The sequence below is a fragment of the Longispora fulva genome, from assembly GCF_015751905.1.
Lineage (GTDB): Bacteria > Actinomycetota > Actinomycetes > Mycobacteriales > Micromonosporaceae > Longispora > Longispora fulva.
In genome coordinates this window covers 3,101,134-3,118,809 of record NZ_JADOUF010000001.1, presented here as the reverse complement: position 1 = coordinate 3,118,809, position 17,676 = coordinate 3,101,134, and the positions used below count along the sequence as shown (strand labels likewise).

Below are 17,676 nucleotides of genomic sequence, written 5' to 3'. Positions count from 1 at the left end.
CAGGCGAAGGTCAGTCGCCGCGCTTCGACCGCCAGGCCGAGATGGCGACCGTTGTCATGATGGCGCACTCGGGCAGGCCGGCGAGAACTGCGTTCGTCAGCCCCTCGACCAGCCACAGAACGGGCAGAATGCCCACGGACACCGCGACGGCCGGCGGCCAGAGCCCGGTGCGCCGACCGACGACCGCGATCAGCGGCAGTCCGACTGTGACCAGGATCCCCGGCACCGCGACCGCCCACCACGGCAGCTGCAGCACGCCAATCGCGACGAAGAGTTCGCAGCTGAGAAGCGCGCAGCCGAGAATGCCGGGGAGGAACAAGGCGCGCTGCCTGGCCGACGCCTCGGAACGGCCCGGCACGGACCCGTCCAGCGCTGCGGCGAGACCGGCGATCACCAGGGCCCAGGCCGCGATCAGAAAGCGGGCGGTGTCGATGTCGTCCGGCGACCGGTGGACCGCGATCGCCGCACCGGTGTACCCGATGGACCCGATGGCGGCCACGGACGCGCCGATCGCAGCCAAGAGGGGCCGTCCGGGGCCGGCTGCGTGCGGGGACGCCTCGATCCGGAACCAGCGGGCAGGGCCGGACCGCTCCACAGCGGCCCGGTCCGGGGTGATCGGTGCGGTGGCGGATCCGGTCGTGGGTTGGTGCCTGGACTCCGGCCCGTCAGGTCGCGGGTCCTTGGGGCTGCCGGCGGGTGCCGTCCCGGCCTCCGGTCGCGGAGACTGCGGTGCCGCATCGGTGTCGGTGTGCCGAGGGTCCGGCGCTCTGCCGTGCTCCGCGAGCTGGGACCAGAGGTGACCCGCCGCCGCGGCCACCATCCGGCTGTCGTCCTCAACGAGGCGTCCGATCTCGGCCGCGACTTGGCCGCGCACCACGTCGTTGCCGATCCGGTGCAGTCGGGCGAGACTGTCGAGCGCGGCTAGCCGGTCGGTGGCGATCGGACTGCCGACGGCGTTCGCGACATGGTCCGGTAGCCGCCAATGCACGTTGCGGGCGATCACGACGCGGCCCTCGACATTGTCCTGCCGCTTCGGCCGCTGCTGCGGCATCTCCTCGACTACCCGGTCGTGCACGTAGTTGTACAACTCGTCCAGGGTGATGTCCCCGTCGCCATCGAGATCGGCGGTGCCGTCTCGCAGGCCGGCGACCAGGTGCCGGGTGAACACGGACTGGACAGCCGTGCCGTGCCGCCGGTCGCCCTCGAACGAGTACCGGGTCTCGTCGGAGGCGGTCAGCACGGTGCGCCCCCGGCCCCGGAACCGTTCGAGCGTGTGCACCTGCCGGTCGGCCTTGGCCGGCCGGCCGGCGGGGAACGCGCCGCTGTAGCAGCAGTCGAGGATCAGCACCTTCCGCCGGGACGGGCAGCGTTCCATCGCCTGGTCGATCAGGTCGGCGGACAACCCGGTGAACAGCAGGCTGTCGAGCCGGGTGTTGGCCATCGCGAGGTACAGCCGGCCCTCGTCGTCCTTGAGCCCGTGCCCGGTGAAATACAGAAGCGCCAGGTCGTCGAGGCGTCGCTCGCGGTAGAAGTCGCCGATCGCCTCGCCGACCACGTGCAGCGGCTCGTTGATCAGGATCGTCACGTCGAAGCCGGCGATGTCGGGGTCGCGCAGGACGGCGGCGAGCGCCTCGGCGTCGTTCGGGGGAGCGGTCAGTTCCCGCAGCTCCGGGTCCTGGTACCGGTAGGTCGCGATCAGGAGCGCCGAGCGCTGGTTCATCGTGGGGCTACTGGCCGTGCCGGCGGACGTAGGCCTCGACGAGCGCCTGCTGTTGGGCCGTCGTGGCCCGATCCAGTTCCAGGGTGTCGCCGTCGATGGTCACGGAGATCCGGTGCCGGCCGGCCTGGCGGCCGAGCCAGTCGCGCAGCGTGTCCAGCACCGTTGGGAACACGCCGCCGGATGCGCTCAACGCGACCACGAGGGCGCCGAGGGTGACCGGGTCGGCGCCCTTCGCACCGGCTGGCGCGTCCTCGCCCCGCGTTGGCGTGACGGATTCCACGTCGAGATCGGCGAGTTCCGCGCGGAGCCGGCGGGTCAGGTGCTCGCCCAGTTCGGGGTCCAGCTCCGGGTCGGGTGCCAGGGACACGAGGAGGTGGAACACGCCGCGAGAGTTCACGCGTCATCATCTCCACAGCGAAAGTCGGCGAACAAGCACGGTGGACTGTACAAAGGCCGACAGCTGGCTCTGGCTGCTGACGACGGACACGCGGCGGTCGAACCGGCCGATGTTCGCCTGCCTCCCCGCATCTCAGAATCATGGGGTACCGAAATGCCCTAACGCCTCCTCGTAGTCGACGAGCGCCTCGGGATACCGGTGGGCGGTGATCAGGAGCATTGCCCGATCCGTCAGTGCCCGGGCGAGCACGAGCCGGCTGGCGGCTCCGAGGTCGGCGTGCAGTCTGCGGGCAGCCGTGACGCTGTCGTCGAACGCGGGCAGAGTCGGATCGGCGAAATGGGTGCTGCAGCGCCAGAGCCGGTACACGGCGGTAACGGAGCGCCAGCCGGCGGCGGAGCGTGGCGAGTGTTGCCAGGTCAGTTTCTCGTCGAGCCCGGTCCAGTAACGTCCCGGCCCGGTTCTGCGGAGCCTCGCCGCACAGCTGTATCCCGGAGTCCTCGATGTAGCGAGTTCGCAGGTCACGCGACCAGTGCGTCATGTCGACGCTGACCACGGCCCGGGGCTCGCCGGGGACCACCGGTTCCTCGTGCTGGGCCTGAGAGGCCAGGAGGATCGCCGCCTCGGTGAACTGGGCGCCCGACCAGTTCCTCGGCTCTCCCGTGGCGGCCAGCCGGCGAGCCAGCCCGAGGGCCTCACGCCGCGCCCGGTGGGCTTCGTCTGGACGCTCGGCGCGATCGAGAAGTACGGCGTACCAGACAAGGGTGTGAAAGACGCCGCTCAGCGACGTCGCGTCGGTGAGCAGCCGGTTCCGGTCCCGGTCCAGGATCTCGCCCAGTGACCAGGGACATTCCACACCGTAGGTTGAAGGCGCAACGGCGGAAGCAGCCTGCGGAATCCGGCTGGCTCAGCTCAGCGCGGCCGCCTTGCGCAGCAGCACTGAGCGTTCGCGCTCGTTGGCGCACAGCCTGGCGGCCAGCTCCAGCTCCGCGCGTGCCTCCGATCGCCGCCCGAGACGGGCCAGCAGCTCACCGCGCACGGTCGGGACCAGGTGCGAACCGGGGAGCCGGTTGGAGGCGATCAGCTCGTCCACGATGGCCAGGGCCCGCGCCGGACCCGAGGTCATGGCGACGGCGACGGCCCGGTTGAGTTCGACCACCGGCGAGGGCGCGACCCGGCCCAGTGCCTCGTAGAGCACCACGATCCGGTCCCAGTCGGTCGCCTCGACGGACGGCGCCGTCGCGTGGGTGGCGGCGATCGCGGCCTGTAGGCCGTAGGGGCCGAGGCCGCGGGTCGATGCCCTGGCCAGCGCGTCGAGCCCACGGCGGATCGCCGAGAAGTCCCACCGGCGCCGGTCCTGGTCCTCGAGCATGACCGGTGAACCGTCCCGGCCGGTCCGGGCGGGGAAGCGCGCGGCCGTCAGTTCGCACAACGCGAGCAGGCCGTGCACCTCTGGTTCGTCGGGTTGCAGCGCGGCGAGCGTGCGGGTCAGCCGGATCGCCTCGTACGCCACGTCGGGGCGCACGAGCCGGTCACCCGATGTGGCCGTCGACCCCTCGGTGAAGATCACGTAGAGGACGCTGAGCACGCCGCCGAGCCGCTCCCGGCGCTCGCCGGCCGGCGGCAGTTCGAACGGCACCCCGGCCGCCGCGATCGTCTTCTTGGCCCGGGTGATGCGGGCCTGCACGGTCGGCACGGGTACGAGGAACGCCCGGGCGATCTCCTCGCTGGACAGGCCGGCGACCACGCGCAGGGTCAGCGCCACCCGGGCCTCGGGGGAGAGCACCGGGTGGCAGCTGATGAACATCAGGGCCAGTACGTCGTCGTCGATCCGGTCGGGGTCGACGTCCCCGTCCACCGCGGAGTCGACGGTCGGGTCGGCCGCCAGCAGGGCGTATCGGTCCCGCAGGGCGGCCCGGCGGCGGATCGCGTCGATCGCGCGCCGCCGGGCCGTGGCCATCAGCCAGCCGGCCGGATTGGCCGGAGGGTCCAGCGGCCAGGACACCAGCGCCTCGGCCACCGCCTCCTGGGCCGCGTCCTCGGCGAGCCCGAAGTCGCCGGTGAACCGGGTCAGCGCGGCGACGATCCGCGCCGACTCGATCCGCCAGACGGCCTCGACATCGGCCGTACCCATCAGATCTGGCTCTCGGGCACGGAGAGGACGGTCACGCGTCGCTCTCCGGGGTCTCGTCGCCCCCGAGCACCCGCCGGACCTCGATCTTGGACCCGGGAGCCGCCGGGACCCGCCTGGCCCACTCGACCGCCTCCTCCTTCGAGGCGACGTCGAGCATGAAGTAGCCCCCGAACAGTTCCTTGGTCTCGCCGTACGGCCCGTCGGTGACCACCGGGGCCTCGCCGCTGAAGTCGACCACGACGCCCTGGGCCGCGTCGTCGAGGCCCTCGGCCGCGACGAAGACGCCAGCCTTGAACAGGTCGTCGATGAACTGGCGGGACGTGGCCATCATCTCGTCGATGTTGGCCATCATGGCCGCGTTCGACTCGTCGGTGCCCCGCATGATCAGCATGTACTGCGCCATCACGTTCTCCTCGTCCGGCGGGGCCGCCTCTCGGCCCTCACACCCTCATGTCGAACGAGCGGCCCGCGGATCGACACGGCCCCGGAGAAATTTTCTCGCCGCGACGACGAGCCCGTCAGACCCGCGTTTCTCCTGTCCAAACGGTGGCTGCAGCTTATCGTCGTGCCCGCATCGGCCGTGGGTCACGGTGGGCCACTCGCGGCCACGGATCCGCTGGCGCGTGCCCATTATGGTGACCGGGACCCGCAGTCGCCGTACAGGGGAGGTTTCGTGTCCGTCCAGGTTCTCGCAGAGGAGCCCCCTGCCTTCGCGCCGCGGAGCGGGCTCTGGCTGTTCGTCCGCCATCTGCTCGCCGCCACGGTCACGGTCGTGGTCGTGATGGCCTTGTGGGCTGTCGTCAGCGCGCCCTTCGTCGCGGTCTTCCTCATCGACGACTCCTTCTCCGTCTCCGAGTACGCCGGGGCCGCCCTGTGGGTGGCCGGTTGGGTGTGCCTGGCGACCCTGGCCGTCATGCCCGTCGCCCTGGGGCTGGAGCGGATCGTCCTGCGTGGTGGCAGAGGGTGGACCGTGACTGCGGCGATCTTGCCGGTCGCCCTGTGCGTGGGGATCGCCGCCGGCGTGGTCGCCCTGTTCAAGCTCACCGATGCGCCCGGGGCCTACCACGCCGTCGCTCTGGCGGTCTTCGGCATGCTCCTCCTCGTCATCTACTGGCCGACGGTGTGGGCGCTCAACCTCGCCAGCTATGTCCTGCGCCGGGTCCGCCGCGCCTGGCGACTCCGCCGCGCGACCGTCGGACGGCCGGTGGCGACGGTCCGATAGCTGGGCGGGCATTCGACGGCACGTCCGGCCTGCGCAAGGTCCACTCGGCCCTCGGCGGTGGGGCCGGGCGGGGCGGATTCAACATGCGCGCAGTGTGCCAACATTTTCAAACATTGCCTCGTGTCGCGGTGTCCATGTGGGTAGAAGCGCCCGGGCGCGGGGCGTGATCCGCTGTGACCCCGTTGACATTTGATGAAACTGGCGAGAAACTGGCCGTGTTCTTGCATGAAACAACATGAGTGAACACGGAGTGCTCGGGGCGCCGACGCGCTTGGGGGCTGCAGCATCTCCCGTTCCGAAAGGAAGGACTTGCTGTGTCACGTTCTCGAAGAGTGCTGACCGCCGCGGTCGCCGCCGTCGCCCTGGTGACCGTCAGTGCGGTGGCGTCCTCGACGGCGTCGGCGCTGCCGCCGGGCGCCACGTACACGATCTCGGTCGGGTCGACCGCCTCCTACGCGAATCCGAACGACACGCCGGCGAGCACCTACGTCGACAAGGACGGCACGTTCTACTACCAGCAGGCCGCCGCGCTGTACGGCGCGTCGCAGGGTCGGTTCTGGGACTTCTTCACCGGGACGAACTTCGACTCGGCGACGAGGTCGAGCACGATCAGCAACTACGTGAACCCGGCCAACTCCAGCGACCGCAACAACGACACGACCTGGCGGTGCAACAACAGCCCCACCGGCCTCCAGTCCACCTACGCCCCCTCGACCGCCTCCTACTCGCAGCGCAACTTCTGCGACCTGTCCGGGGTGTGGGTCGATCCGGACACCGGCAACTGGCACGGCCTGGTGCACAACGAGTTCACGCCGCAACCGTTCGGCGACGGCCTGCACTTCGACGCCATCGACCACGCCGTCTCGACCGACCAGGGCCGCACCTGGGCCATCGACAACCACGTGATCACCTCGCCGTACAGCACCACGCGAAACGACACGACGGCCTTCCCGAACCAGACGTACGACTACGGCGACGGCGACCAGCGGCTGCTCGTCGACGCGGCCTCCGGCTACTTCTACGTGTTCTACGGCTCGCGGATCGTCGACAAGAGCGGCAGCTGGCGGGCGTTCTACTCCCACGTCGCGCGTGCTCCCATGTCGGGCAAGATGGCGCCCAGCTCGTGGCAGAAGTGGTACGACGGCTCCTGGTCGCAGCCCGGCGTGGGCGGCAAGGAAAGCAACATGGTGCCGGTCAACGCCTCCAACAGCACCGGATACACCCCGGCGAGCGCCGAGTACAACCCGATGAACACCGGCACGGCCAGCCAGCAGATCGCCGCCGGCAAGATGCCCGACACATCGCCGCTGTTCGTCATGAACGTCAGCTACAACGCCTACCTCGGGGTGTACATCGGCACCCCGCAGGCCGTCGACCAGTCCGGCAACGCGCCGCAGGAGTACTACGCCACCGATGACCTGACCACCCAGAAGTGGACCCGCATCGGTGACTCGGGCAGCTACCACACCGCTTCGTGGTACCGCTGGCTCCTGGACAGCGCGAACAAGACGAGCACCACGATCATCGGGAAGTCGTTCCGGTCCTACTGCTCGTTCGGCTGCGCCAGCGGTTCCTCCGGCCAGTACGTCAACATCAGCATCGACTCGAACTCGCCGGCCCCCGCGCCCGTCGACACGTCCAAGACGTACCTGATCGGCACCGGATCCGGCCGGGTCCTCGCCCAGGTCTCCGGCAACACCACGACCACGTCGGTGCCGGCGGCCACCGGCTCGAACCTGGAGGCGTGGAGCTTCACCAGCCTGTCCGATGGTTCGTACCGCATCACCAACGCCTCCACGGGCCAGGCCCTCGGTGTCGACGGCGCTGTCACGACGACCCGGGCGTGGGGCGCCAAACCGACGGTCACCGCCGTCAACGCAACCAACGTCGGCCAGCAGTGGTTCATCCTCAAGAACACCTCGGGGGGTACCTACCGCCTGGTCAACCGCCACAGCGGACTCGTGCTCGCCCTGTCCTCGGACTCCACCCGGCTCACCGAGACCACGCCGGCCCGGGACTGGACCAACAGCACGGGTAACCCCGTCGGCGGTAGCCGCACCGGGGCCGAGCAGACGATGACCCTGACCCAGACCGGCACCACCGGCACCGAGACCGTCGGGGTCACCAACCCCGGCACGCAGACCGGCACCGTTGGGACGGCCGTCTCGAAGCAGATCACGGCCACCGACTCGCTGGGCAAGCCCCTGACGTTCACGGCTACCGGTCTGCCGGCCGGGCTGTCGATCAGCTCGTCTGGGCTGATCACCGGCAGTCCGACGACGGCCGGCACCTCTTCCGTCACCGTCACCGCGTCCTCCGGCACCGCCAGCGGCCAGACCACGTTCACCTGGACGGTCAACCCGACCGGCGGTGGCCGGTTCCCCCAGTCGTCGATGACGGTGAAATCGTGCGACAGCCAGGAAACCACCAACGAGAACGCGCCGTGCACCAACGTACTCGACGGCAACTCGGCCACCTTCTGGCACACGAAGTGGTCGAACCCGGTCGCACAGATGCCGCACGAGATCCAGATCGACCTCGGCGCCAGCCACTCGGTCACCAACCTGTACTACTTGCCCCGCCAGAACCAGGCCAACGGTCGGATCGCCAACTACGAGGTGTACGTCTCCACCGACGGCACCACCTGGGGCACCGCCGTGGCCACCGGCACGTTCGCCAATAACACCACCGAACAGACGGTGACGTTCGCGGCCAAGACCGGACGCTACGTCAGACTCCGCGCCCTGTCCGAGGTCAACGGCAACCCGTGGACCTCCGTCGCCGAACTCAACATCGGCGGCGTCTAGCCACAACACCGAGGGCCGGAAGGGAGTACGTCTCCCTTCCGGCCCTCGCGGCATGTGACCAGCAGGCACCCCAGGCCTCACAGATTTCCTTGAGACCGATGAGCGCTCCGGACGATGATCCCGGCAGGGACGTGACCTCCCTGCTCGGACGCGAAATGCGGTGGACCAACCACTTCCATGCAGTTACCTTGGTCCCAGGGTAACTTTTGGACGTTGGGGGTTCGTGTGGAAGACATGGGCATCGAGCGCGTGCAGTTGGGCGTGCGGATGGAAAAGCGCATGGTGAAGGTGCTCAAGGGGCTGGCCGAGTTTGAGGACACCAGCCTCGCCCAGCTCCTGGAGAAGATCGTGCTGCACTCCTTCGAGCCGGTGGCCGGACAGGAGGGCGAGGCGGCGGCCAGTCCGCACAGCACCCGGGCGCTGGCGGCCATCGCCGATCTGCGCCGGGTCTATGGGCTCGACGACGACGTGCACCAGTCCCGGCGCTACCGCGAGGACGCGTCATGACCGGGGGCGTCCTCACGACAGCCTTCGCCGTCGCCGGACTCACCGTCACCCACGGGGAGGTGCTCGGCACCGAATGGCGCGAATACGTCGAGGAACGCGACCGGCCCGCCTCCACCGCACTCCTGCGACTGGCCACCGAGAGACGGTCAGGTGGCGGGCTGCTGGCCCTGGATGTCGAGGTGGCAGCGGATGGTCAGGCGTCAGGGTCGACTTCGGGGTGCGTGAACCGTACGGGCTTGCCCAGCGACCGGGCGTAGGCGATTTCGGCTCGGGTGCTGTCTCCGATGTAGTCGCCGACTACGAGCATCTCATCAGCGAGCCGGATCTTCGCCCGGTGCAGATCGTCGAGTCGGGCCTTCAGCGCCTCGGCCTCCACAGGATCGGACCAGAGTTCGTGCGGCGACTTCAAGTCACAGCCCGGTTTGACGACAATCTTTCCGGCTTTGGTCTCCCGCAGATCGGCCTCGTTCATCTCGGTCATGAAGCGGGTGGAGCCGCAGATCACGACGATGTGCGGGAGGCTCAACAGCTTCTTCGCGTCGGCGAGTTTCTCCTCGGGGGTGAGCAGATGCGGGTATGACACTGGTTCCTCCTGGTGGTGTGAACATGCGGGAGAACGCGGCGTGCGACGCCCCACTGGGCGTGGCGCCGACCCGGTACAACACGGACTCGTGCCCCTCCCACCGGGTTTCGAAACTCGACAAGTACAGCGTGTCGTCCAGCCGGATCATGCGCCAGATGGGCAACGCGTCATAGAGGTGCACCGCCAGGCTCAACCCAGGGTGCCGGGCGAACTCCCGGAGACGTTCCAGCGAGTGCCGGATTCCGCTGGTGAACGCTTCGTGGGACTCCCCGACCTCGTCCGCACGCTGGGCTGCGGACGGGCTGTCCGGGTCGAGTAGGAGGACACGCATGGTGACGGCGCGGCTGAACGCGGCGCGCAGGAGCGAGCCGTTGAACGCGAGGTGACCGAGGCCCCGCACTGCGAGTAGGACCACACGATGCGCCGCGCCGAGAACCTGGCCGGCTCGGCCGACTGAGCCGTACACCTCGCCTAGCCGATCTACCGCTGAACGCAGGCACCCCAAGGCGCGCAAAGGGCTGCGGCCTGCCTCGGAGCCGATGCTCACCGGCGAACTCTGGCCCGGCGGTGGTCGCGTCCGGGCAGCGAGCAGTCGCGGGCGTCTATACAGTATGGACCATGATCATGGACGCGTCTGCGGCGCTGGAAGACCTGGACACGCTGGTGCGGCATCTGCGGGACGCCCACCCGCACCCGTATCCCGACGGGATGCAGGCCTTCTACGCCGCGGTCGCCGAGTGCGTGTCCGCGATCCCGGCGAACGGCCTGTCGGACGCGCGGTTTCGCCAGCTGCTGCGCCCGGTGCTCGCCGCCGTGCGTGATGGTCACACGAAGCTGGAGGAGTCGGTCACCGGGTCGCGGCACTATCCGGTCGGCTGGGACGTCGTCGAGGACGTGTTGTACGTGGCCAGGGTCGGCTCGACCGAACACCGGGAGCTGCTCGGCGCACGCCTGGTCAGCGTCAACGGTCGCACCGTGGCCGAGCTGCGGGCGGCGTACACCAGGATCAGGGGTTGTGAGAACCTGTCGCACGAGCTGACCGGCGTCGCCCGGGCGCTGGGCGGCCCGCACCTGGCCGAGGATCTGTTGGGCCTGGCCGACGGCCTGAAGCTGGTGGTGCGGACCGCCGACGGCGCCGACGTCACCGTCGAGGTGCCCTCGACGGAGGAGGACCTGGAGTGGATCGGCCCGCCGAGCACCCAGGAGCTGCCGCCTGCGGACGCGTCCGGGCTGGGTTGGGGCTTCCTGTCCGCAGACACGGTCTACCTGCGGGTGGCCAACCTCGTCGGCTACCGGGAGTACGCGGAGATGATGGAAGCGTTCGCCGACCGGCCGGTGGGCGAGCACGGTGACGCCACGTCGGCCACCGAGCTGCTCCGCGAACTCGTGCTGGCCGCCAGGACGGCCCGGGCCGACCGCCTGATCGTGGACCTGCGCGGCAACGGCGGCGGGGGCGCGGCCTTCGCTTTCATCCTCGGCCACTTCCTCTACGGCCTGGACCGTACGCTGCGCGTCGACCTCGGACACGGTCTGACCCGCTACTCGGAACTGTTCGCCGAGCACTACCCCGCCATGGTCAAGGACGTCCCGGCCGAGGTGTGGGCGGCCGGGGGCTACGACTTCCGGGAGGAGCACGCGTGGCGGGCCGGCGAGCTGGTGGAGACGTTCAGGCTCCAGGACTACTCGCCGACCTTCGCCGCCGAACTGACCCGAGGTGACCTGTCCGCCGCCTGGTCACCGCAGGTCACCGTGCTGATCGACGCCTGGACCTACAGCTCAGGGTTCCAGCTGGCGCTCTTCCTGCACCGGATGGGTGCCGACACCGTCGGAGTACCCTCCGGTCAGGCCGGCAACAGCAGCGGCGACACGCTGGGCTTCACCCTGCCCCACTCGCGGATCAAGGCCAGGCTGTCGGCCAAACGGTTCGTCATGTTCCCCCACGACCCCGAGCAGGGCAGGCTCTGGCGACCCGACCAGGAACTGACCTACGCCCACCTCGCCGGCCACCACTTCGATCCCGACACCGCCGTCACCATCGCGACGGCCGGCCTGAACCCGGGCAGCGAAAGCCGCTGACTGCCAGGTAGCCGCTCAGGTCGTACCGCTCAGACGGGCCCGTCGAAGAATGCCCGGATGTCGGCGGCGAGGAGGTCGGGGGCCTCCATCGCGGCGAAGTGCCCACCGCGCTCCATCTCGGTCCAGCGCACGATGTTGTGTGCCTTGTCGGCGAACACCCGGATCGCGTAGTCGGTGGTGAACACCGCGACCGCGGTCGGCACGGTCCCGCGCGGCTTCGGCGCCCACATCGCGTGGTCGTGGAACCGCTCGTAGTAGGAGTTCGCGGTGGAGCGGGCGGTGCCGGTCAGCCAGTACAGCATCACGTTCGTGAGCAGCCGGTCCTTGTCCACCGCGTCCTCGGGCAGCTTCGCCGCCGGGTCCGTCCACTCGTGGAACTTCTCCACGATCCAGGCGAGCTGGCCCACCGGCGAGTCGGTCAGCCCGAACGCTACGGTGTCCGGCCGGGAACCCTGGACCTGCATGTAGGCCGACCCGCCGTCCTGGAACTCCTTCATCGCCGCGAACCGCTCCCGGTCGCGGTCGGACAACGCGGCCATGTCGGCCGGGTCACCGGTCGGAAAAGCGAACATCGCATTCAGGTGTACGCCGATCACCCGGTCGGGCTGCCCCGCCCCGATCAGCGGCGCGATGAACGCCCCGACGTCGCCGCCCTGCACGCCGAAGCGCGCGTAGCCGAGTCGGGTCATCAGCTCGGCGAACGCGGCCGCGGCCCGCCCGTCGGTCCAGCCGGCCTCGGTCAGCGGGCTGGAGAAGCCGAATCCGGGCAGGGAGGGGATGACCAGGTGGAACCGGTCGGAGAGCCGGTCGATCACGTCGAGGAACTCCACCACCGAACCGGGCCAGCCGTGCAGGAGCAGCAGCGGGGTCGCGTCCGGGTCGGCCGAGCGGACGTGCAGGAAGTGGATGGTCGCGCCGTCGATCGCGGTGGTGAACTGCGGGTAGGAGTTGAGCAGCTCCTCCTGGGCGCGCCAGTCGTAGTCGTTCACCCAGTACTCGGCGAGTTCGCGCAGGTAGCTGACGGGTACGCCCCGGCTCCAGTCGGCGCCGGCGAGTTCGTCGGGCCACCGCGTGGTGGCGACCCGGCGCCACAGGTCGTCGAGCTGGGCGGTGGGGATGGTGATGCGGAACGGGTGCATGTCGGTGCCGTTTCTCAACCGGTGGGTGGGACGGGTGAATGTGACCACCCCGGCACCCGGTGCGGAAGTGACCAGGACGGCACTGGGGCGGCCGTGGGACCGTCCCGTATTGCCTGACCAGCGCGGATGCGTGAGGATCATGGGTGCCCCAGGTTGTCCCACCGTGGGGCGGCGGGGGTGAGGACACCGGTGAGCGCGGATCTGGCCGAACGGCTGCGGGAGTTGTGGCGCCTGTCGGGGCGCAGCCTGCGCGACCTCGAAAGGGCCACCCGGACGAGCAACTCGTCGCTGTCGAGGTACTTCGCCGGCAAGTCCATCCCGCCGTGGTCGGTCGTCGTCGAACTGTGCCGGGTGACCGGGCACGACCCCCGGCCACTGCGTCACCTGTGGGAACGCGGCCGGCGCGGCCCGCACGAACCGGCCGGTCAGCAGGCTCAGCCGCGCAACTTCCTGCCGTCGGACGCGACCGGCTTCACCGGCCGCGGCGCCGAGAAGGCTGCCCTGCTCGCCGCCCTCGCCCAGGCCCGGGTGGTGGCCGTCGACGGCATGGGCGGCGTCGGCAAGACGGCGCTCGCCGTGCACGTGGCCCACCAGGTGGACTGCGACACCCGGCTCTACATCGACCTGCACGGCTTCACTCCGGGACGCGAGCCGGTCCGGTCGGAGGAGGCGCTGCGGATCCTGCTCACCGCCCTGGAGGTGCCGGCCGGGCGGATCCCCGACTCGGGGGAGGAACGAGCCGCGCTGTGGCGGGCCGAACTGGCCCCGCGGCGCGCGGTCGTGCTGCTGGACAACGCGGCCGACGCCGACCATGTCCGGCCGCTGCTGCCCGGGGCCGGCGAGAGCGCGGTGATTGTCACCAGCCGTCGCCGGCTGGTCGACCTGGACGAGGTGTCGCCGATCTCGCTGGACGCGATGTCCACGGCCGAGGCGACCGACCTGTTCGCCGCCGTCGCCGGAGCCGACCGGGTCGGTTGCGAACCGGCGGCGACGGCGGCCGTCGTGCGGCTGTGCGGGAACCTGCCGTTGACGGTCCGGGTCGCCGCGGCCCGACTTCGGCACCGCCCCACCTGGACGGTCGCGAATCTCGCAGAGCGGCTGCGGGACGGCGACATGGGCGTGCCGGGCGCGCTGGAGATGTCGCTTCGTCAGCTCAGCCCCGACGAGCGGCGGATGTTCCACCTGCTCGGCGCGGTACCAGGCGCTGACCTGGACGTCTACGTGGCCGCCGCGCTGGGCGACCTGCCGCTGGCAGAGGTGTGGGCGCGGCTGGACGAGCTGGTCGACACGAACCTGATCCAGGAGCCGAAGGCCGGCCGGTACCGGATGCATGATCTGTTGCGCCGGATGGCCCTGACCGGCGGCACCGACCGTGACCTGGCCCTGGCGCGCCTCGTCGACTACTACCTGGTGTGCACGCACACCGCGGCGGTCGCCCTGGCCCATGGCGGCCGGTCGGATCCGGTGCGGGTCGCCCACCCTCCGGCGGCGGTGCCGGCGCTCGACGACAGCGACGCGGCGCTGGCCTGGCTCGACACCGAGGTCGACAACATCCTGTCGACGTTCGACGCCGTGGTCGCCGCCGGCCTGGACGCGGCGGTCTGCGGGCTGGCGATCACCTTCCGGGTCTACTTCGGCCGGCGCGGCGGCATTGCCCGGTGGAAGGACATGCTCGCCGCGGCGATCCCGGCCGCCGAACGGCTCGGCGACCGGCACAGCCAGGCCGCGCTACGCCACCTGCACGGCGTGGCCGCCCAGTGGACCGGGGACCTGCCCGAGGCGGTCGCCGACTTCGAGACGTCGCGGAGGCTAACGGCCGAGGCCGGCGACGTCGCGGGCGAGAACCAGGCGCTGCGCCAGCTCGCCAACGTGCTGGCCGACAGCGGACAGTTCCACCGGGCGGTCGACGTCTACCGCGAGGCCGTCGCCGGACTGGCGGAGCCGCAGTTCGCGCAGTCTCAGGCTTTCGCCCGCGCCCAGATGTGTGAGGCGCTGCTCTGGCTGGGCAGGGCCGGGGAGGTCGCCGGCATCGCCCGGGAGACCCTCGCGGTGGCCCGGGCCGCCGGCGATCCGCACCTGGAGACGCTCAGCCTCCGCCAGCTCGGCATGGCGGCGCTGATGTTCGGCGACACCGGGCAGGCGGTCGAACACTTCCGGGCCGGTCTGGCTCTGAGCCGGGCGACCGGCCACCGACTACGGGAGGCCGGCTACCTGACCGAACTGGCCGTCGCCGAGCGCGAGTCGGGCGAGATGGACCTGGCCCTCGCCCACCACAGGGAGGCGATGGACATCCTCGACGAGGTCGACGAGCCCGCGTGGGAGCTGCTCGCCCGCAACCCGCACGGCGAGTCGCTCCTCGCGGCGGGCCTGGTCGCCGAGGCCGAGCGGTCGCACCGCCGGGCCCTGGAGCTGGCCCGGGCGAACGGGGCGCGGCACATCGAGGCACAGGCCCACCGGGGGATCGCGGCGGCGTTGGCGGTCGGGGAGCCGGGCTCGGCGGAGGGCCGCAGGCACGCGGAGGCCGCCGAGGCCATCGCCGCCGAGCTCGGCATCACCTGGCCGAGCCGTGGGCCGGCAGGGGCTGCGCACCCAGGCCCACCCGGTAGACATCGACCTGGTCGGCAGGGTGTGGCCGACGTGGCGATCGCCTCCCACGTCGCTGGGGCCTGAGGCTGTGGGTCCCGGCCGAACGGTGCGACTCCTCACGTGTGGGCGGGGCTGCCCGTCGGGGCTGCTGGAGCCCGGCAGGACGCCAGCGATGACGGGGCCGTAAGCCCCGGGGCGCGTAGTGGCGCAGCGTCTCCCGGTTCACCCCGGCAGCCTCGGCCAACTCCCCGGCCCGTAGCCCGTTCACCGCGCACCCGCCCCGGCCCGGGCGCTGGCCTCCAGGGCGTCGAGCACCGCTTCGTGCACGCCGTCGACCGTCACGTCCAGGACCAGGGCTCCGCCGGTCGCCGTCAGCGTGAACGTGAAGAACGAACAGCAGGCCGTCTCCCGCGTCACCAGCCCTGCGGCGGTCGCCGCGACCTGCGGATCAGCCACCAGGGCCAGCCGCAGCGAGTTCGTAGCTGTCCGCTCCACCGTGCGCACCGACGCGGCGAACAAGGCGTCGAACTCCGCGACCCGCAACGGGCGCGCGGCCGTCGGCAACGTGCACGACTCCGGCGCCCACGAATCCTCGATCAGAGGAAGGTTCCCGTCCATGCCTCGACAGTAGGCCCGTACCTGGGTACGGAATTCAATGCCTTGATCAAGGTAGACCAAGAGGGTAAGAATGGGAGGAATGCCCTTTGCGGTTCGGTGCGGAATAGTGGAGGTCTGTGAAATGGAGTGCGTTCGAGCACGCCCACAGGCAGAATGTGCGCGTGCTTCAACGCGTCGCGATGCCGGCTGGTTACCGGACCCGGCCCTCCGCCCTCACCGACGTCCCCGCGATCAGTGCGTTGGTCGTCTCCTGCGAGCGTGACGTGCTCGGGTGGACGGAAACCGACGCCGCCGCTGTCGCCGCTGTCTTCGCGCGGCCGGGGTTCGATCCCGCCACACACACCCTGTTGGTGTACGACGAGACCGACGCGCTGGTCGCCTGGGCCTGGGTGAAGCAGCGCTGCGGGGTGGAGGTGCATCCCGGTCACCGCGGCCGTGGGCTCGGCAGTGCGCTGCTGAGCTGGATCGAGGCAAAGGCTGGTGCGGATGACGCCGCGCAGCTCACGCAGACGGTGGCGAAAGGTGATGAGGCCGCAGTGGCGCTGCTGCGGACGCGCGGGTTCGATCCCATCGTCGTGAACTGGCGCCTCGAGATCGCCTGGACGGCCGAGCCGGAGGTGCCCGATCCTCCGGTGGGGATCGTGGTCCGGTCGTTCCGATCCGGTGACGGGCCGGCCGCTCACCGTCTACTGGAGGACGCGTTCGGCGAGTGGAACCAGCGGCGCAGGTCGTATGAGGAATGGGCGGTGCTCACGGTCGAAAGGGCATCCTTCGCGCCGGATGCCTCGCCCGTGGCGTTCGCCGGTGACCAGATGGTCGGCGCGGTACTTGCGCTGGAAGTGCCGGGCTCGGCCGAAGGCTTCGTCGAGCGACTCGCCGTCCGCCGCGACTATCGCGGTCGGGGCATTGCGCGTCTGCTGCTCCAGGACACCTTTCGGGGCTTCCATCGAAACGGTCGGCGCTCCTGCGCGCTGTGGACTCACTCCCGAACCGGCGCTCTGACGTTGTACGAACGCGTCGGGATGAGCGTCGCACGCAGCACCACCGTCTACGCCAAGTCCCTCAAGAATTCATGAGTGACCTGCATGGTGGCGGATCCGCAGGTGGCGGTGGTATCGGCGACAGAAGTCGTTCCGGGTGAGCCGGGGACGCGGAATGCGCGCAATGTTCAGCTGGAGTGTTGTGTCGAGTGGCGAAAAGGAAGGCCGGGGAGCCGATCATCCTGAAGGAGCCGACTATGATCCGCGTGCCTTGGTTCCCGATCCATCGTGTCGGCACCGACTCAGAGCGCTGCGGTGTCCCTCATTTTGAGGCCTTGTCTTCCCACCGGGCATTCAATGGGATATCTTCCCTCTAATTTGTTGGGTGGAAGGGAAGAAGAACTGTGGCGCAGAAAGTGCACGTTGTACTGGTCGATGACCTCGACCAGGGTGCCGCCGACGAGACCGTGACCTTTGGTCTCGACGGGGCAAACTACATCATCGACCTGTCCAGCGAGAACGCGAAGACGCTCCGGGAGTCCTTGGCGAGGTACATCACGGCTGGTCGTCGACAGCGTTCCACGACTGGTCGCACTCCCTCTCGGACGGTCATCACCAGCGCTCGTCCCAGCGGCGCGAGTGACCGTGACCAGAACAAGGCTATTCGCGACTGGGCCGTGCGCAACGGCCACAAGGTCTCCAGCCGTGGACGTATCTCCCAGGATATCGTCGAGCTCTTCAACGCGCAGGCCGGCCACTGACCACGCCTCTTGGAAGAAAATGGGCATAGTGCCCGGATGTGGGTTCGCCGTGTTCCCCGTCCTTGGATCGGGGTGCACGGCGAGATCTCTGTAGTGCGAGCCTGTTCCGGATGCCTCTATGGCTTGGAACATGCCGTCATTCGTATTCG

The 17,676-nt window shown here is 69.9% G+C and carries 17 protein-coding genes; 9 read left to right on the top strand and 8 right to left on the bottom strand.

The window, feature by feature from the left end; translation table 11 throughout:
* Window positions 1-10: 10 nt before the first annotated feature.
* The 3 genes from IW245_RS13730 to IW245_RS13720 form a co-directional block, all read right to left on the bottom strand.
* On the bottom strand, window positions 11-1,720 hold the full coding sequence (locus tag IW245_RS13730) for a caspase family protein (RefSeq protein ID WP_197003564.1): 1,710 nt from the start codon (window positions 1,718-1,720) through the stop codon (window positions 11-13).
* A 7-nt stretch (window positions 1,721-1,727) separates the two neighbouring features.
* Window positions 1,728-2,117: an effector-associated constant component EACC1 gene (locus IW245_RS13725; RefSeq protein ID WP_197003563.1), complete on the bottom strand. Its 390-nt coding sequence runs from the start codon at window positions 2,115-2,117 to the stop codon at window positions 1,728-1,730.
* Window positions 2,118-2,255: 138 nt separating this feature from the next.
* On the bottom strand, window positions 2,256-2,483 hold the full coding sequence (locus IW245_RS13720) for a tetratricopeptide repeat protein (protein ID WP_197003562.1): 228 nt from the start codon (window positions 2,481-2,483) through the stop codon (window positions 2,256-2,258).
* Between the two features lie 163 nt (window positions 2,484-2,646).
* Between IW245_RS13720 and IW245_RS13715 the strand changes: the two genes are divergently transcribed.
* A complete protein-coding gene (locus tag IW245_RS13715; protein WP_197003561.1) occupies window positions 2,647-2,955 on the top strand; it encodes a hypothetical protein in 309 nt (102 codons plus the stop codon).
* 66 nt (window positions 2,956-3,021) lie between these two features.
* Here IW245_RS13715 and IW245_RS13710 read toward each other — a convergent pair whose 3' ends face one another.
* Window positions 3,022-4,248 carry an RNA polymerase sigma factor gene (locus IW245_RS13710; RefSeq protein ID WP_197003560.1) on the bottom strand — a complete coding sequence of 409 codons (1,227 nt, stop codon included), beginning with the start codon at window positions 4,246-4,248 and terminating at the stop codon, window positions 3,022-3,024.
* Between the two features lie 31 nt (window positions 4,249-4,279).
* Window positions 4,280-4,651, bottom strand: coding sequence for a YciI family protein (locus tag IW245_RS13705; RefSeq protein WP_197003559.1), 372 nt, complete (start codon window positions 4,649-4,651; stop codon window positions 4,280-4,282).
* A 270-nt stretch (window positions 4,652-4,921) separates the two neighbouring features.
* Between IW245_RS13705 and IW245_RS13700 the strand changes: the two genes are divergently transcribed.
* The 3 genes from IW245_RS13700 (at window position 4,922) to IW245_RS13690 (ending at window position 8,784) form a co-directional block, all read left to right on the top strand.
* Window positions 4,922-5,470, top strand: coding sequence for a hypothetical protein (locus IW245_RS13700; protein WP_197003558.1), 549 nt, complete (start codon window positions 4,922-4,924; stop codon window positions 5,468-5,470).
* 314 nt (window positions 5,471-5,784) lie between these two features.
* Complete coding sequence (locus IW245_RS13695) at window positions 5,785-8,277, top strand: discoidin domain-containing protein (protein WP_233473003.1); 2,493 nt, start codon at window positions 5,785-5,787, stop codon at window positions 8,275-8,277.
* Between the two features lie 234 nt (window positions 8,278-8,511).
* Entirely contained in the window at window positions 8,512-8,784 is a 273-nt protein-coding gene (locus IW245_RS13690; protein WP_197003557.1) for a hypothetical protein, read from the top strand.
* A 193-nt stretch (window positions 8,785-8,977) separates the two neighbouring features.
* On the opposite strand, the gene IW245_RS13685 is transcribed toward IW245_RS13690, so the two are convergent.
* Window positions 8,978-9,367, bottom strand: a complete 390-nt coding sequence (locus tag IW245_RS13685; protein ID WP_233473002.1) for a hypothetical protein — start codon at window positions 9,365-9,367, stop codon at window positions 8,978-8,980.
* A gap of 23 nt (window positions 9,368-9,390) precedes the next feature.
* On the opposite strand from IW245_RS13685, the gene IW245_RS13680 reads away from it, so the two are divergent.
* Both IW245_RS13680 and IW245_RS13675 read left to right on the top strand, forming a co-directional pair.
* A complete protein-coding gene (locus IW245_RS13680) occupies window positions 9,391-9,540 on the top strand; it encodes a hypothetical protein (protein WP_197003556.1) in 150 nt (49 codons plus the stop codon).
* A 445-nt stretch (window positions 9,541-9,985) separates the two neighbouring features.
* The gene (locus tag IW245_RS13675) at window positions 9,986-11,443 is read left to right on the top strand and encodes a S41 family peptidase (RefSeq protein ID WP_197003555.1); all 1,458 of its coding nucleotides are present in this window, start codon (window positions 9,986-9,988) and stop codon (window positions 11,441-11,443) included.
* A gap of 29 nt (window positions 11,444-11,472) precedes the next feature.
* On the opposite strand, the gene IW245_RS13670 is transcribed toward IW245_RS13675, so the two are convergent.
* Window positions 11,473-12,630 carry an epoxide hydrolase family protein gene (locus IW245_RS13670; RefSeq protein WP_307788885.1) on the bottom strand — a complete coding sequence of 386 codons (1,158 nt, stop codon included), beginning with the start codon at window positions 12,628-12,630 and terminating at the stop codon, window positions 11,473-11,475.
* Window positions 12,631-12,771: 141 nt separating this feature from the next.
* On the opposite strand from IW245_RS13670, the gene IW245_RS13665 reads away from it, so the two are divergent.
* Window positions 12,772-15,252: an ATP-binding protein gene (locus IW245_RS13665; protein WP_197003554.1), complete on the top strand. Its 2,481-nt coding sequence runs from the start codon at window positions 12,772-12,774 to the stop codon at window positions 15,250-15,252.
* Between the two features lie 180 nt (window positions 15,253-15,432).
* Here the strand turns inward: IW245_RS13665 and IW245_RS13660 are convergent, their stop codons facing one another.
* Complete coding sequence (locus IW245_RS13660) at window positions 15,433-15,786, bottom strand: hypothetical protein (protein WP_197003553.1); 354 nt, start codon at window positions 15,784-15,786, stop codon at window positions 15,433-15,435.
* Between the two features lie 161 nt (window positions 15,787-15,947).
* Here IW245_RS13660 and IW245_RS13655 point away from each other — a divergent pair, with 161 nt between their 5' ends.
* Together IW245_RS13655 and IW245_RS13650 are read left to right on the top strand one after the other, a co-directional pair.
* Complete coding sequence (locus IW245_RS13655; protein ID WP_233473001.1) at window positions 15,948-16,862, top strand: GNAT family N-acetyltransferase; 915 nt, start codon at window positions 15,948-15,950, stop codon at window positions 16,860-16,862.
* Window positions 16,863-17,170: 308 nt separating this feature from the next.
* On the top strand, window positions 17,171-17,527 hold the full coding sequence (locus tag IW245_RS13650) for a histone-like nucleoid-structuring protein Lsr2 (RefSeq protein WP_197003552.1): 357 nt from the start codon (window positions 17,171-17,173) through the stop codon (window positions 17,525-17,527).
* Window positions 17,528-17,676 lie beyond the last annotated feature (149 nt).

Bases quoted from the DNA above. Each gene is read 5' to 3' on its own strand.
- IW245_RS13675 (WP_197003555.1), top strand. From the start codon at position 9,986: ATGATCATGGACGCGTCTGCGGCGCTGGAAGACCTGGACACGCTGGTG.
- IW245_RS13680 (WP_197003556.1), top strand. From the start codon at position 9,391: ATGCGGGAGAACGCGGCGTGCGACGCCCCACTGGGCGTGGCGCCGACC.
- IW245_RS13730 (WP_197003564.1), bottom strand. From the start codon at position 1,720: ATGAACCAGCGCTCGGCGCTCCTGATCGCGACCTACCGGTACCAGGAC.
- IW245_RS13705 (WP_197003559.1), bottom strand. From the start codon at position 4,651: ATGGCGCAGTACATGCTGATCATGCGGGGCACCGACGAGTCGAACGCG.
- IW245_RS13690 (WP_197003557.1), top strand. From the start codon at position 8,512: ATGGGCATCGAGCGCGTGCAGTTGGGCGTGCGGATGGAAAAGCGCATG.
- IW245_RS13660 (WP_197003553.1), bottom strand. From the start codon at position 15,786: ATGGACGGGAACCTTCCTCTGATCGAGGATTCGTGGGCGCCGGAGTCG.
- IW245_RS13710 (WP_197003560.1), bottom strand. From the start codon at position 4,248: ATGGGTACGGCCGATGTCGAGGCCGTCTGGCGGATCGAGTCGGCGCGG.